This is a genomic window from Sulfolobales archaeon (assembly GCA_038897115.1).
Classification (GTDB): domain Archaea; phylum Thermoproteota; class Thermoprotei_A; order Sulfolobales; family AG1; genus AG1.
This window is the reverse complement of record JAWAXC010000054.1, coordinates 1-15,514: the sequence shown is the minus strand read 5'-3', so window position 1 is coordinate 15,514 and position 15,514 is coordinate 1. Positions and strand designations below refer to the sequence as shown.

The 15,514-nt window shown below is 44.9% G+C and carries 16 protein-coding genes and 1 tRNA gene; 12 read left to right on the top strand and 5 right to left on the bottom strand.

Annotation, left to right across the window (positions count from 1 at the left end; all coding sequences use genetic code 11):
- From QXE01_07880 to QXE01_07865, 4 genes are all read left to right on the top strand, one after another.
- A partial coding sequence (locus QXE01_07880) for a thiolase domain-containing protein (GenBank protein MEM4971152.1) occupies nt 1–1,136 on the top strand: 1,136 nt, incomplete at its 5' end.
- Nucleotides 1,137–1,140: 4 nt separating this feature from the next.
- Nucleotides 1,141–2,322: a thiolase domain-containing protein gene (locus tag QXE01_07875; GenBank protein ID MEM4971151.1), complete on the top strand. Its 1,182-nt coding sequence runs from the start codon at nt 1,141–1,143 to the stop codon at nt 2,320–2,322.
- A 5-nt stretch (nt 2,323–2,327) separates the two neighbouring features.
- Nucleotides 2,328–2,858 (top strand): Zn-ribbon domain-containing OB-fold protein, encoded by a 531-nt coding sequence (locus QXE01_07870; protein MEM4971150.1) that lies wholly within the window; start codon nt 2,328–2,330, stop codon nt 2,856–2,858.
- Nucleotides 2,855–3,301: a Zn-ribbon domain-containing OB-fold protein gene (locus tag QXE01_07865; GenBank protein ID MEM4971149.1), complete on the top strand. Its 447-nt coding sequence runs from the start codon at nt 2,855–2,857 to the stop codon at nt 3,299–3,301. The genes QXE01_07870 and QXE01_07865 overlap by 4 nt, the downstream gene beginning before the upstream one ends.
- A gap of 88 nt (nt 3,302–3,389) precedes the next feature.
- Here QXE01_07865 and QXE01_07860 read toward each other — a convergent pair whose 3' ends face one another.
- On the bottom strand, nt 3,390–4,463 hold the full coding sequence (locus QXE01_07860) for an NAD(P)/FAD-dependent oxidoreductase (protein ID MEM4971148.1): 1,074 nt from the start codon (nt 4,461–4,463) through the stop codon (nt 3,390–3,392).
- 420 nt (nt 4,464–4,883) lie between these two features.
- Here QXE01_07860 and otsB point away from each other — a divergent pair, with 420 nt between their 5' ends.
- Nucleotides 4,884–5,693, top strand: a complete 810-nt coding sequence (gene otsB / locus QXE01_07855) for a trehalose-phosphatase (GenBank protein ID MEM4971147.1) — start codon at nt 4,884–4,886, stop codon at nt 5,691–5,693.
- Nucleotides 5,694–5,724: 31 nt separating this feature from the next.
- Here the strand turns inward: otsB and QXE01_07850 are convergent, their stop codons facing one another.
- Complete coding sequence (locus QXE01_07850) at nt 5,725–6,864, bottom strand: citrate synthase/methylcitrate synthase (GenBank protein MEM4971146.1); 1,140 nt, start codon at nt 6,862–6,864, stop codon at nt 5,725–5,727.
- Nucleotides 6,865–7,396: 532 nt separating this feature from the next.
- Between QXE01_07850 and QXE01_07845 the strand changes: the two genes are divergently transcribed.
- A complete protein-coding gene (locus tag QXE01_07845) occupies nt 7,397–8,338 on the top strand; it encodes a lysine exporter LysO family protein (GenBank protein MEM4971145.1) in 942 nt (313 codons plus the stop codon).
- 173 nt (nt 8,339–8,511) lie between these two features.
- Here the strand turns inward: QXE01_07845 and QXE01_07840 are convergent.
- Nucleotides 8,512–8,609, bottom strand: a tRNA-Ser gene (locus QXE01_07840).
- 111 nt (nt 8,610–8,720) lie between these two features.
- On the opposite strand from QXE01_07840, the gene tuf reads away from it, so the two are divergent.
- Both tuf and rpsJ read left to right on the top strand, forming a co-directional pair.
- Nucleotides 8,721–10,025: a translation elongation factor EF-1 subunit alpha gene (tuf, locus tag QXE01_07835; GenBank protein MEM4971144.1), complete on the top strand. Its 1,305-nt coding sequence runs from the start codon at nt 8,721–8,723 to the stop codon at nt 10,023–10,025.
- Between the two features lie 53 nt (nt 10,026–10,078).
- Nucleotides 10,079–10,387: a 30S ribosomal protein S10 gene (gene rpsJ, locus QXE01_07830; GenBank protein ID MEM4971143.1), complete on the top strand. Its 309-nt coding sequence runs from the start codon at nt 10,079–10,081 to the stop codon at nt 10,385–10,387.
- A gap of 10 nt (nt 10,388–10,397) precedes the next feature.
- Here rpsJ and QXE01_07825 read toward each other — a convergent pair whose 3' ends face one another.
- Nucleotides 10,398–11,414: a hotdog domain-containing protein gene (locus tag QXE01_07825; protein ID MEM4971142.1), complete on the bottom strand. Its 1,017-nt coding sequence runs from the start codon at nt 11,412–11,414 to the stop codon at nt 10,398–10,400.
- A 53-nt stretch (nt 11,415–11,467) separates the two neighbouring features.
- Here QXE01_07825 and QXE01_07820 point away from each other — a divergent pair, with 53 nt between their 5' ends.
- The 4 genes from QXE01_07820 (at nt 11,468) to QXE01_07805 (ending at nt 15,246) form a co-directional block, all read left to right on the top strand.
- Nucleotides 11,468–13,105, top strand: coding sequence for an amidohydrolase family protein (locus tag QXE01_07820; GenBank protein ID MEM4971141.1), 1,638 nt, complete (start codon nt 11,468–11,470; stop codon nt 13,103–13,105).
- 91 nt (nt 13,106–13,196) lie between these two features.
- Complete coding sequence (locus QXE01_07815) at nt 13,197–13,853, top strand: hypothetical protein (protein ID MEM4971140.1); 657 nt, start codon at nt 13,197–13,199, stop codon at nt 13,851–13,853.
- 11 nt (nt 13,854–13,864) lie between these two features.
- A complete protein-coding gene (locus QXE01_07810) occupies nt 13,865–14,722 on the top strand; it encodes a class I SAM-dependent methyltransferase family protein (protein MEM4971139.1) in 858 nt (285 codons plus the stop codon).
- A complete protein-coding gene (locus QXE01_07805) occupies nt 14,704–15,246 on the top strand; it encodes a hypothetical protein (protein ID MEM4971138.1) in 543 nt (180 codons plus the stop codon). The genes QXE01_07810 and QXE01_07805 overlap by 19 nt, the downstream gene beginning before the upstream one ends.
- A gap of 13 nt (nt 15,247–15,259) precedes the next feature.
- Here QXE01_07805 and QXE01_07800 read toward each other — a convergent pair.
- The coding region (locus QXE01_07800; GenBank protein ID MEM4971137.1) for an Lrp/AsnC ligand binding domain-containing protein at nt 15,260–15,514 on the bottom strand (255 nt) is incomplete at its 5' end.

The following is a 15,514-nucleotide window of genomic DNA, read 5'->3' as shown; positions in this document are numbered from 1 at the left end:
TTGGTATGGGTTATGAGGGCTTCACAAGATCCAGCGAGCATCTATCCTTCAGAGAGATGGTTTTCCAAGCAGCTGTTAGAGCCTATGAGGATGCCGGGGGTATAGATCCTAGGAGGGATGTTGATTCCTTCATATCATGTCAAGAAGACTTCTGGGAGGGCGTATCGATATCGGATGAATTCGCTCCAGACCAGCTCGGCGCTGTTCTAAAACCCCTCTACACAGTGACAGGTGATGGGCTCCACTGCCTAGCAAATGCCTATATGATGATAAAGTCCGGGATCGCTGATGTAGTTGTGATCGAATCCCATGGAAAGCCCAGCGAGATAGCATCTATGAGGGATATTATATGGTTCTCAACAGATCCTATATATATAAGGCCTCTAAAGATACCTAATCCCCATGCTCTACAGGCTATAGAAGCGAGGATCTATATGGAGTCGAGGAAGATAACCAGAGAGGATCTAGGCCTATATGTTGTTCAAACCAGGGAGAACTCCCTTCTAAGCTTGAGGGCTCCATACTCATATAGGCTTACCCTAGATGACTATCTATCCTCCGACTATATAGCAGACCCACTAACAGCCCATGATATAGCCCCCTACAGCGATGCTGCAATCGTAGCTGTTATAGCTAGCGGGGATGTTGCTAGGGAGTATACAGATACCCCTATATGGGTTGACGGTATTGGCTGGGCTACAGAGGTTTCTACAATACAGCTGAGATCTATGGAGGAGGATATAGCTACTAGGATAGCATCTGATATGGCATATAAATACGCTGGTATAGAGGATCCCAGGAGTGATGTTGATTTCGCAGAGGTTGATGAGAGATATAGCTATAAAGCTCTCCAGGTGATCGAGGCTCTAGGAATATCTAGTAGGGGGAGTATAGCAGCCGATCTCAGGGAGGGTTTCTTCTCAAGATCAGGATCTCTTCCTGTGAATCCCAGCGGCGGCGCCCTCAGCGAGGGACTACCCCTAGAAGCCCATGGCCTTGCAAGGCTATTATCTGCCTATGAGCAGCTTAAAGGCATCGCTGGCAGGGCACAGCTAAGCGATGTTGAGAAAGCCGTTATACATAGCTGGAGGGGTATTGGAACCTCAAGCTCCGTTGTAGCTGTTCTATCGAGGTGAGGCTATGAAGACAAATATATATGTTAAGAATAGGGTTGCGATAGTAGGTGCTGGGATGACGCTGTTCAGGAGGAGGATGCTTGAAACACCTCAGGAGCTAGCATGGATCGCTGCTAAAAGAGCCCTCGACCAAGCGGGGCTCGAGCTAAGGGATATAGATTGCGTTGTTAGCGGTAGCGCTCCAGACGCATTCGACGGTATACATCTGAAGGGGGAGTACTACTCAGAAGGTGCTGGTGCCATTAGAAAGCCACATATAAGGGTTTTTGTTGGTGGTGGAACAGGTGTTTTCGTCCCAATAGCTGCTTGGTGGCACGTGGCCTCGGGGCTATGTAGAAGGGTCTTGGTTGTTGCTGAGGAAAAGATGAGCAGCGCAGCAGATCCCCATCCACAGGCGGTGTTTAGACATATATGGGATCCATTTATGGAGAAGCCTTTAAACCCAAACCTCATCTGGATCTTCGCCCTAGAGATGCATAGATACATGCATAAATGCGGCGTCACAAAGGAGGATATAGCTTTGGTAGCTGTTAAGAATAAGAGGAACGCCCTTGATAATCCATATGCCCAGGCCGCTGCTAATATAACAGTCGAGGACGTCCTTAACAGCGAACCCCTGGTATATCCTGTTAACAGGCTAGACATCTCTCCTGTGAGCGATGGCGCCGCTGCCCTTGTAATGGTTTCCGAAGAGTGGGCTAGAAGGCTAACAGATACACCAGTATGGGTTGAGGGGATAGGCTATACACTGGATACTTCTTATTGGACTAATAGGGAGTTATCATACCCAGTATATCTTAAGAACGCTGCTGAGATGGCCTATAAAATGGCTGGGATCGAGAGGCCTATGAGGGAGATAGATGTTGCAGAGCCCTACGACCCATTTGACTATAAGGAGCTACACCACCTAGAGGGCCTAGGCCTAGCACCTAGGTGTAAGGCTGCTGAGATGACTAGAGAAGGGGTTACACAGAGGGATGGCGATCTCCCGGTATGCCCCAGCGGAGGCTTGCTAGGGGTTGGTAATCCTATAGCTGCTGCTGGGCTCATGAAGGTAGCTGAGATCTTCTGGCAGCTGAGGGGGGAGGCTGGGAAGAGGCAGGTTAAGAAGAGCGTTACCACAGGGCTAGCCCAGGCCTGGGGCGATCTAATGCAGATTGGCACCGTAGTTATACTTAGGAGGTGATATACATGGCATCATATGTGAGGGGTGGAACACCTCTTAGAGATGAGGAGTTCAGGGCTATAATAAAGGAGATAGATAGGCCAAGGGCTAGATATAACATGGCTGCGGGCATAGCCTACAGCAGATTCCTGGAAGGCCTCAAGAGAGGCGAGATCCTGGGTACATACTGCCCCAGCTGTAGATTGGTTCACATACCCCCGAAGATATATTGCCCATACTGCTTTAGATATCTATCCAAATGGGTTAGAGCGAGTGATGAGGGTAGGGTTGTCACAGCTGTTATAAGCTATCTCTCCGCAACCCTTGAGAAGCTTGAGAAGCCCGAGATCATAGGGGTTATAAGGTTAGATGTGCCAGGATATAGATTCACAAGCTATAGATTCCCAGGGATCCTCCACAGGATCTGCGGTGCTAGCGAGGAGGATGTCAAGACCCAGAGGATCTTCGATGCAAGGGTTAAGGCTAGATGGCTCCCACCGGATAAGAGGGTAGGATCTATAACCGATATAGAGTGCTTCGAGGTGATATGGGGATGAACGGGGATGTAAAGCCATATGTTAGAGAGATAGAGATGGAGATAAACGCCTACCACTACACACCAGGGCCTATAGGGCTTAAATGGCTAGAGGGGATCAAAAGAGGATCTATATTAGCTGCTCTCTGCGATAAATGCGGGCTAAAATACATACCCCCGAAGATATATTGCCCAAGATGCTACTCGGAGGTAACACAGCTGATAGAGATTAGCGGGAAACCATATCTAGCTAGCTATAGCATAATATATAGAGACTTCGATGGAAAACCCCTGGAAGAGCCAGTGATAATAGGTCTTATAAGGTTTGAAGGAGTAGAGGGGGGTCTGATCCACTATATCAAGGCGCAACCAGATAGAATCTCTATTGGAGTGAAGCTAGAGCCTATATTCAAAAGCGAGAGGAGAGGCTCTATAACCGATATAGAATATTTCAGACCAGCATAGCCAGAGGATCTAAGAGGTTTTCCCACATATAAATAATTTAAAAGAATAGTTCATTATATCTGTTTGCGGATCTTGAATATCGAGAGGGTTAAGGAAGAGAATATCTTGCTAAGATACTGATGATCCTAGGTGTTTTAGTAAGAGCCAGTAGATCTCTTGTATAGAGTCTTCCAAGGGCTATTTTGAGCATTAGCTCTTCAGATATGCTTCTGAGGAACTCGCTTCTATCTCTTGGTGTCATCCTCAACATGAGATCCAAGATCCTTCTGTGGATCCTAATGACCCTTGTGATCCTTAGCTTCTTGAGCTCATCAACATAGGAACTACCCTTTTCTATGCTTTTGAAAAGGGCTATAGAGCTCCATATAGAGGGTCTTATACCCTCACCTGTAGCTGGTAATACGAAGCCCGTTGCCTCGCCCACATAGTATGGATCTCTAGACTCTATAGCATCCCAGTCGACCCCAGATACTGTTACCTGCGCCCCCTCCATTTTCACAACATCGCCTCTATATATATCTGCCCTTTTTCTAAGAACATGCTTTAAGATCTTCTCCAGCTCCTCTCTACTAGCGAATCCTCCAACACCTATTCTAGCACTCTTCTCACCCTCAGGGAAGATCCATGCATAGCCTACAAGATCTGAGTAGAACCTTAGCTCAGGTATCTCGGGCTCCTCTATCGATGGTGCTTTAACAATTACCTGGATCGCTAAGATCTTCTCTAGATTCTTTGGCTGTGAAGGGAACCCTCCTGCTATCACCACTAAATCGTATCTTCTCTCACCAACCCTGCTCCTTATAACCCCCTTGCCCTCATATCTAGCCGGTGAGCCCATATCAACATTAATACCCTGGGATAGCCTGTCTAAGAATTCCTCCTTATCAATTATATATCCCAACAACCTATCCCTGCTATGGAATAGTATCTCATCATCAAGATATACATTGTACCCCTCATACTTCCATATAGCAGATTTAATAGCTTCTGAGAAGACGCTATAGATAACCTCATCAGGATCCAGAGTTGGGAATCCCCAGCCACATGGCTTTGTAGCAAATCGCTTGTGAGCCTCATATACATGTACATCATAGCCCTTATCAAATAGAAGCCTGGCTAGTGCGAGGCCTGAAGGCCCAGCCCCTATAATCCCGATTCTCAAATAGCTACCCACTAACTACATGCTTATTGAGGTATTTTTACCTCAAAGCCACTGTAGATCTCAATAACCAGGCTGTCAGCCATATATCTATTAAGTAGAGGTTGAAAATCTTCAATTTATTTCTCACTTTGGATAGAATATTCAGCTATGTTGATAATATTTTGATGGGGCTTCACCACGTATCATCCACCTAGCCATGGGGATAGAAATACTGAAAGACTGCTCCCTATATCAGGTTGGATCTTTCTATGCCTCTGAGGACTGCGAGTATATGTTTCATATGCTTGGAATTATACTTTGCTGGTCCCCCTAAGCGGGCGAAGGGATTATAGCCCCCATAATTTGCATAGGGAGGACACGGTGCAGACGAACAGTTGTAGGTATAAACCTTTTTAACATAAACTATGTTGGTTCTCTTCAATGGATAGCTCTGGATGTCCTAAGTATCTATTTGATGAGATAGACGAGCTCTCTAAGAAGATCTATGGCTCTAGATATGTGTTTCTCTTCCTAGACTATGATGGAACACTCTCCCCAATTCCTAGGAGGAGGATTAAGCTTGAGAGGCCTTTAAGCCAGCATACCAGGGATCTCCTTGCCTCTCTATCTAATAGTGAGAGGATTAGGATCTCTATCGTTAGCGGGAGATCTGTGGAGACTTTGAAACAACTAGTTGGTCTAGATAATATCCTCTACGTAGGGGCTCATGGACATGTTATAGAGGGGCCTGGGATTAGGTTTACCCACTGCATAGCTAGGGAGCTATCCAAGGTGATTAATAGTGTATTGCTAGAGATACGTGGGAAGATCCAAGGAGTTGGGGCTGTGATCGAGGATAAAGGAGTTACCTTTTCCATCCACTATAGAGGGGTTAAAAGGGAAAACGTAGAAATAATTAGATCTATATTAACAGATATAGCATTAAAATACCATGGGCTTGAGATTAAGAAGGGTAAAAGCATCTTCGAGGTTCTACCGAATACTGGGTGGAATAAGGGAAGGGCTGTAGAGTATGTGCTAGCTATGCTGGCCATGAGCGTTGGCTATGGCATACCTATCTATATAGGCGATGATGCGTCTGACGAGAGCGCATTTAAGGTGGTGAATAAGGGGGGCATATCTGTGAGGGTTGGTAGATCGTGTAGGACTAGAGCTAAATACTATGTAAGGGATGTAGGCGATGTAGAGAAATTCCTAGCCTGGCTGGGGGAAGCTGTTAAAAATAGCTAGGGTCTTAGACATTAAAAACCATGCTAGCATGTTACCTCTCGTTTATCGGTATATACTTCTTATCAAGCTCACCTACATAGTAGTCGAGCGGCCTTATCAATCTATTATCAGCCGTGTATTCAATAACCTTAGCTGTCCACCCAACCGTTCTCGAGGCGGCGAAGACCGCTGTGAAGAGCTCTGGAGGTATCTTGAGAGCTGTATATGCTATTGGTGTGTAGAAATCTACATTAGGCTGTATATCTGTTCTCCCCATAGCAGCGAACTCCCTTAGAGCTACTTCTTCAAGCTTCACCGCGATTCTATATAGCTTCTCAGGCTCACCCCCATATTTGCTTGCTATTTCTGCATCGAGTTCCTTCATAATCTTTGCCCTGGGATCGTATGACTTATATACCCTATGCCCCATACCCATGATCCTTCTCTTGGTCTTTAAAGCCTCCTTAACCCATGGCTCTACATTCTCAGGATCCCCTATCTCCTTGAACTGATAGTATGCGGCCTCAGCAGCTCCTCCATGGAGAGGTCCTTTGAGCGTGGCTATCCCAGATACCACTGCTGAGTATATATCTGAGAGTGTTGATGCAGTTACTATAGATGCGAATGAAGATGCATTCATACCGTGCTCCGCATGTAATATGAAGATCGTGTCCATAACCTTTGTCTCGAACTCGGTTGGGATCTTTCCATGCATCATATATAGGAAGTTCTCAGCATGCCTTAGATCCTCTCTAGGCTCTATAGGCTCCAAACCTCTAGAGAGCCTATAGATCGTGGCCACTATCGTGGGAACCCTCGCAAGCAGCCTAATAGCCTTCCTTATATTGGCCTCCCTACCCCCCACACCCAACTCTGGATCGAATATAGCTAGGTATGAAACAGCTGTCCTAAGGATATCCATTGGATGCGCCCTTCTAGAAACCATCTTCCTAATAAGCTCAACCACATCAGCAGGAATCGCCCTAGACTCATAGAGAAAGCCTTTGAACAATTCAAACTCCTCTTTCCTAGGTAGCCTGTAGAAGTATAGTAGAAATGCAACCTCCTCATAGCTTGAGAATGCAACGAGATCCTCAATTCTATATCCTAGATAGTAGAGCCGTGAATTAATACCATCTATATAGCTAAGCCTTGTCTCCATAATATATATTCCTTCAAGCCCCTTAGCTATTTGAGGCCTTGAAGAAGAGGAGGAGATACTACCACCCAGAATAATATGTGTAATTATAAATAAAAATAAATTCGTTCAAGGCATGCTGTGGCATCAATAATATTAGTTTATACTTCTTTGTATCCATATTTATCTATCTATATCTCAATGCATAAAATACAATACACTAAAATATATAAGTATATATAACCCCTCCACAAATAGTATTAAAAATACTCCATTATCCCCACTTACTACTTAATTTACATCTAGGTTTATTAATGATTAGTATTAAACCTTTACTAGGGGAGGCGGATATCTAGTACAAAGACTATCCACACCTATGAACCGAGATTAGATAAAGAAGAGTGTATAGCATTAGTCATTAAATGAATGAAGGCCGCTATATGATAGGTAGAAGCACTTGCTAGGGTTATTTAGGGTATTATTATGAATAGTAGGTAAATGGTTAGAGAAGATATTGAATTCGCTACCTTGCTATGAATAGAAAATATTTTTATACCTTGTTTTAATATATCTCTCTCGAGCTTAGTTGCTAGCAAACATAGATCTACTTATAGCTGTATTGCTAGCTATAGTTCTAGGTATGTTAAGTGGTTATATGCTAAGCAGCTATGAAAGATCTGTTAAAAGGGTTGTTTCACCTCTATTTAGGATCTCTGTGATCCTTTTAGTAGCTGTTCTAGGATTCTCCGGCGGATCTTCAATTACTCGTTATGAATATACATCAACACCCTATATATTTCTATCTATAATCGCCGCCCTATTAAGCGGGTTTCTCAGCGTAGCATTTTCAGCACTTCTGGAGAGGATCTCTGGAGCCCCTCTAGATACTCAGACCAATACCTCTAGCTCTGTCTCCAAACCCCTTTTCCCTATCATCGTCCTCATAGCCTTTATAGCTTCAACGTCTCTCGGTGCTATAGCAGGGCTTGCGGTTGATAAGCAATATATATCGCTTGTTTCGAACATACTTCTAATAGTGCTGATATATTCTGTATGTGTGGAGCTTGGCACAGATAGAGAGTATGTCAAGAGATCTATCTACATGGCTCCAAAATACTGGTATATATGGGTGGGGACAATTATAGGGAGCCTTGTGTCTGGCATGGCTATTCAATATATATTCGGTATAAGGTTCTCTATATCCTCATCACTAGCGATGGGTTGGTATAGCTATATAGCAGGGTATGCCTACACAGCATATGGTGAGGAGGCATCTCTATACTCGTTCCTCCAAAACTATTTTAGAGAAGCTCTAACATATATCGTGATCCCCGTGCTAAGCAGAATAACTAGATCGGCATCGCTAATAGCATATGGTGGAGTAACTACTATGGATAACACATTACCTGTATATATATCGTATCTAGGGAAGGAATACTCATTCATAGCAATATCTAATGGAGTGATCCTAACGATACTCGCCCCAATAGTGGTTCAAACAACAGATCTAATCCTCAGAAACATCTAAAAGAAACAAGAAAGCTATATTTTCCCATCTTCAGCATTTCATATAGTATTAGCTTTGTAGCAGGCCGCATAACAGCCCAGCTGTTTCTCTCGATCCCTAGCTTCTGATCATCACCAAGCATCTTCGAAGCGAAGAGGGCTTAGTACTTAGAACCGAGAAGCTATGGTCAAAGGCGCCGGGGGCGGGATTCGAACCCGCGCGGGGTGAACCCCCACCGGCTTTCTAGGGAGGCTCTCAAGGCCGGCCCCTTAGACCGCTCGGGCACCCCGGCTCTGCTTCCGATATATCTTGATTACTAGTCGGGATATATTTTTTCCCTCTTGTGCCAATTTATTCATACTTATAAGGTGTGTGAGTAACCATATGTGGGTGGGCTAAAGATATGTCGAGCCAGAAGCCCCATCTGAACCTCGTGATAATAGGGCATGTAGACCATGGCAAGAGTACTCTAGTGGGCCATCTACTTGTCCTTTTAAAGCAGATTGATGAGAAGCAGCAGAAAGAGGTTGAGGAGGAGGCTAAGAAGAGGGGTAAGGAGACCGAGAAGTTCGCCTGGCTCTTAGATAGGATGAAGGAGGAGAGGGAGAGGGGTGTAACCATTGCACCCAGCTTTGTTAAGTTCGAAACAAACAAGTACTACTTCACCATTATAGATGCCCCGGGTCATAGGGACTTCGTGAAGAACATGATCACTGGTGCTAGCCAGGCTGACGCTGCCCTCCTAGTTGTATCTGCTAAGAAGGGTGAGTACGAGGCCGGCGTTAGCCCTGAGGGCCAGACTAGGGAGCATATAACGCTTGCAAAGACCATGGGTATAGATCAGGTTGTGGTTGCTGTAAACAAGATGGATCTTACAGAGCCTCCATTCTCAGAGCAGAGATATAAAGAGGTTGTAGAGGGAGTTAAAAAGATTATGAGGGGTCTGGGATATAAGGTTGATGAGATACCCTTCGTACCAGTATCTGCATGGCTCGGCGATAACCTAGTAACTAGGAGCGAGAATATGAAGTGGTATAAAGGCCCAACACTGCTAGAGGCTCTAGATACATTTAAGCTACCGCCTAAGCCGATAGATAAGCCCCTCAGAATACCGATCTCAGAGGCTCTCTCGATAAGCGGTGTTGGAACAGTCCTCATAGGAAGGGTTGAGACAGGTGTTCTCAAGGTAGGTGATAACGTGGTTATAATGCCTTTAAACAAGGGTGGTGATGTGAGAAGCATAGAGATGCACCACACGCCACTACAGAAGGCAGAACCAGGGGATAACATAGGCTTTAACGTGAGGGGTATATCGAAGCAGGAGGTTAAGAGGGGAGATGTTGTTGGCCATACAACTAACAAGCCTACCGTTGCTGATGAGTTCACGGCAAGGGTGTTCATTCTGTGGCATCCATCAGCAATCTCTGTGGGCTATACACCGGTTATACATGCTCACACAGCGTCTGTAGCATGCAGGATTGTTGAGATAGTTGGCAAGGTAGATCCGAGGACTGGTCAGATAGTTGAGAAGAACCCGCAGTTCATAAAGGCTGGAGATATCGCTATAGTTAAGTTCAAGCCGATAAAGCCGATGGTGATAGAGAAATACTCTGATATCCCGCAGCTAGGTAGATTCGCTATGAGGGATATGGGTAAGACAATAGGTATTGGAACCGTGATAGACGTAAAACCAGCAGAGATCAAATAAATAGAATAGCGTCACATGATAGTATATAACAAAGCTTTGAAGGCTGATCCGTTTTGAAGGTCAGAATAAGGATATGGGGCACCAGCGCCTCAAACGTAGACTATGTAGCTGGCCAGATAGTAGAGATAGCCAAGAAAGCAGGTGTAGAGGTACGAGGACCAGTACCAATGCCGACTAAGAGACTGGTGGTGCCCGTGCTACGCCTCCCCCATGGCGAAGGCACCAAGGTATATGAGAAATGGGAGATGAGGATCCATAAGAGGCTGGTTGATGTTGCAGCCGATGAGAGGGTTATGAGGCAGATAATGAGGATTAGAGTACCCCAAGATGTATATATTGAGGCAGAGATAATAAGGAAATAGCTTGTTATATCTATATTAAATATGGTTGTTTTACGCCTCTGCTGAAATCTATGTTAAGCCCTTTATACTTTGATATCCTATTAAGATCCTCTAGCCTGGATTTCCTCCTTATCTCAGCCTCCTCCCAGGCCTCCACCTCCTCAGGGGTTAGAGGTATATACGGCTTAAGCTCCTTGGGCCTTCCATCCTCACCTATTTTTACAAACGTGAAATATGATCTTGTCTTGAGATCCCTTCTATCTATATGAGATCTCACCTCAACCTCGATCTCCATAGAGGTTCTCCAAGTCCTGGTTAGAGAAGCTGTTATCTCGAGTATATCTCCAACTTTTATAGGGCTGGTGAAGATCATCTGATCCACAGATGCTGTTACCACTGGAGACTCTGCATATGCATGTGCAACTATAGATGATATCTCGTCAAGCATTAGCATTAGCCTACCTGCATACATTATATTAGAGGTCATGGTATCCTCAGTACTTACCCTTCTAAGTGTTCTAGCCTGGTGCCTCAAAACCCTCTCCTTCATCTCACCCCTACTCTCTTTAGCCTTTCTAATAATCTCTAGAGATCTCTCGTGCCATGATGCCATATAATCCATAAGCCTCCTACCCCATTCGCTACCCCCTTCTATACATATCCCATGGGGGGTGGGTCTCCCACTGCTATCTATATTCACATATATGCATTTCGCCGATGCAACTATTGAGAAGCTCTTATCAGCTGGGCTATAGCCTATGATCTCTGTATATACATCTAGAGAGCTCCTCCCCACATGACCCAACCATGATCTATAGATCAGCATGCTCCCAATCTTAACAGGATTTATAAAGTATACATTATCGATATACCCCAGCACCGGCTCACCCCCCATAGTCCTTATTATGCTAGCCATACTCGAATCTATTATCCAGTGTAGCATATACCCACCATATAGAAAACCAGCTGGATTAGCATGTCTGGGAAACACTATCCTAATATACTCGCTATATGTGTCTTCAACATCCACGCATCCCTGTCGAGACAAATACCTATCCCACAGCTATATTATCTCCATACCCCATATTATAGGGGTTATAGATGGCCCATAAAGAATATGCTGATCTAGTGATACTGGGTAAGATATATACATTTGCCAAAGGAGCTGGAGTAGCTGAGGCAATGGCTGTTAGAGGTAATAAAATTATATATGTTGGGAGCAAAAGCGGTGTAGAGAGGTATATAGACTCGAGGACAACCATAATAGATGCTGGTTGGAGAGGGGTTACACCTGGTTTAATAGATACACATGCCCATATGGCTGTCTGGGGGCTCTATAAAACCAGATATATAGATCTTAGCTATCCCGGTGTGGATAGCATTAAGAAGCTTGTGAATGTGGTTAGAGAAGCTGCTGAGAAGAAGAAGGAGGGCGAGTGGATCCTTGGGCGTGGGTGGAACCAAGCCTTCTATCCAGAGGGTAGGATGCCCACTAGATGGGATCTAGATGAGGCAACCACGAAGCATCCAGTAATGCTATGGCATACCTCGGGGCACATGGTTGTGGTAAACAGCCTAGCCCTAGAGATTGCAGGGATAAATAGGGATACTAAAAGCCCTCCTGGGGGGATTATAGAGAAGGATTCTAGCGGGGAGCCCACAGGCATCCTAGCCGAGAAACCCGCTATAGAGATTGTGGAGAGGAAGATCCCGAGACCGGATCATATGGAGTGGGTTGAGGCTATAAGGTATGCTATGAGGGAATGGGTTTCAGAGGGGGTCACAGCTGTTAAGGATCCCACATCTCATGAGTATACAAAGGAGATTATAGAGGCGTATAGAGCTATAAGAAGGAGTGGTGAGCAACTGATAAGGGTTATAGCCCTCTACTGGGCGCAGAGCCTTGAAGAGCTTCGGAGGGGGGAGGGCTATATATCGGGCTCTGAGGATCCATGGCTAAGGGTTCCAGGGATAAAGATAATACTGGATGGGGCTATAAGCACTAGAACAGCCTGGATCTCTGGTAAATATAAGGGGCTTCCAGAGAGCAGCGGGCTCCCCACACTAGATCTTGCCGAGTTTAGAGAGATGATCCTAGAGGCTCTATTCAAAGGCTATATGATCAGTGTCCACGCGATAGGGGATATAGCTATTGAAGAGGTTATAAAGGCATATGAAGATGCTTTGAAAAGGGGTGGGAGAAAATCGATCCTAACTGTGATACATTTCATGCTCCCAAGAGAAGATCATATAGGGAGGCTCAAAGCAGTTGGCGGATATGCCGAGATCCAGGGTGGGTTTATCTACTTCCTAGCAGAGGCCTATAGAAAGAACCTATATGAGGACACATATAGAAAGATCCTGCCTGTGAGGAGAATGCTCGATGCAGGGCTAGTAGTTTGCAACGGATCTGACGCACCAGTGATACCATATCCACCTAGATACGGTATATACTCTCTAGTATCTAGGCTTGACATGCTGGGTATCGAGGTGAATAAGGGCGAGGCGATATCCATAGCAGAGGCATTCGCAACATATACCTATGAAGCATCTAAATGCCTTGGGATGGAGGATCTCATAGGGAGTATCGAGGTTGGGAAGCTAGCGGATATCGTTATATGGGATAGAGATCCGCTCGGGGTAAGGGATCCTAGAGAGCTGTTAGAGATCAAACCTCTATATACGATAGTAGACGGGAAGATCGTATATAGGGTGCCAATGCATGGAGAAGCCCCATAAGATCTATCCATAGTCGAAGATCTGGAGATGGTGTTGTTGCTAGCTTTGTTACTCATATATCTTCGGTTGGGATTGATATCGTGGTGTATATATGGGTATCGATATAAGCAAGAAGATCTTTGATGAGATCGATAGAATATCGGCTGAACTAGATCGCAGGGACTCGCTGAGAGAGGAGATACTCCAGATATCTAGGGAGCTCATAAGATGCTCGGGAAGAGCTGTAACATATATAAATGCTTCAGATCTTCAGAGGGCTCGTGAGGAGATCTATAGATGCGCCGCGCTAGTTGAGAAACTCCTAAATATTCCTGAGAGGGATAGGGATTTAACTAGATATGGTGCCCCGCTACAGGCCTTTGCGGAGTTCTGCGAGGCTATTTACCTCTATATGGTGGTGAGCAGGGATACAGGGGAATCTATTGATCTATGTGGTGAAAAGATCCCTCCAGAGGCTAGGTTAATAGCTATTGAAGATCTAACCGGGGAGCTTAGGAGACAGGCGATCTCCCTTCTAGCAAGTTGGAGGGTTGATGAGTCAGCATGGATCGTGAGGCTTATAGGGGATATATATTCTCGCCTCAGATACCTAGACTATCCAGACTCGCTGGTTCCAGGGTTTAGGCATAAGGTTGATGTTATGAGGAGAGCTCTAGAGGATCTAGAGGCCCTCCTAGCAGATATAAGATCTAGGAGGGTTCTTATAGAAAAAATAGGCGATCTCGAGAGAAGACTTGGAACCCCCTAGGGATCAAAGATATGGCGAGGCTTCTAAGGGATATAGCGAGAGAGATTCTAGGCCCTGAGAAGGGGGATAAGGTGTGGGGAGGCATCGACTTTATAGGGGATATAGCTATTATAAGGAAGCCTTTTGATCTAGAGGTAGAAGATCTTACACCCCTTGCCCAGGAGCTTCTAAAGAGACTCAGATGGCTCAGATCCGTGTGGGCCTCTGTATCGCCCGTCGAAGGTGTGTATAGGCTTAGGGAGCTTATATGGCTCGCAGGTGAGAAGAGAACTGAGACCATATATAGGGAGCATGGATGCTTATTCAAGGTAGATATAGCTAAGGTCTACATATCCCCTAGGCTGAGCTATGAGCATATAAGGATCTCGAGGTTGGTGAAGCCGGGGGAGTTCATAATAAACATGTTTGCTGGTGCAGGGCTCTTCTCAATAGTTATAGCTAGGTATGCAAAGCCATCTAAGGTTATATCTATAGATCTCAATGAATATGCATATAAATTGATGGTGGAAAATGTCAGGCTTAACAAGGTGGAGGAAATAGTGATCCCTATCCATGGGGATGCGCTTGAGATTATCAAGAGCTATAGGGGGAGAGCTGATAGGGTTCTAATGCCCCTCCCAGAGCTTGCACTCAAGGCATTGCCAGAGGCTGTAGAGGCTATAAAGGATTCTGGATATATACATGCATATGAATTCGTAGAGGCTATGAATAAGAAGGAGGCTCTTGAAAAAGCTGAGAATATATATAGGGATAGCCTCGATAGAATTGAAGCTATAATGGAATATAGGGTTGAGGGTAGAAGGGTTGTGAGGAGTGTTGGTCCTAGGAAATACCAGGTGGTGCTCGATATATGGGTGAGGAGGAGCTAGAGATAGCATCTAAAATGGTTACCCCTATATATGCCTCAGCATTTTTCAATGTATCTTTGGATGGTATAAGATATGTTCTGATATTCGACTATATAGACCCGGCTGGCTATTATAAGAGGATCCTCAGCGATAAAGATCTCCTTAAAAGGGAGGTAGAGCTTGTTACGAGTAATATGCAGAGCTTCTTAGATGAGGAAGAGATATTGATTAACGGGGGGAAGGTTGGCGCTGAGATATTGCTAGCAGATATAGGGTTAAGGGGCGAGCCTAGCAGGGCCTATATATCCTTTATAATAGAGATTAGATGTAGATTAAAAAGAGGGATCAATATATATGAGAATAGATATGAGCGGGAGGAGTTCGAATATGACTATTCAGCATATTGGATCTTTCCAAGGGGGTCAAAAATATATGAAGCCTTACTAGGAGGATCTGTTGATATTATAGGAAATATAGTTGTTGTAAAGGGTTCTAAAGGCGATATATCGCCTGGCTATGAGAGGATCAGGTTTGAGATTAGATAGCTAGCCCTGATACCTATGTTAGCTTAACCCTATAACTCTCTTTAAGTGTCCTCAAAGCTATCATGGTATTTGTAGACACCACACCATCTATCTTGCCTATCTGATCAAGTATCTGCGCCAGATGCTCGTTATCCCTAGCAATCACCTGTGCTAGGAGGGATGGTTCACCAGTTATATCCTGGATCTGGAGGACATTCTCTATATTGGCTAGCTCCCTTGCAACAGATTCGAGCTTCTTAGGATCTACCTTGATGAATATAAACGCCCT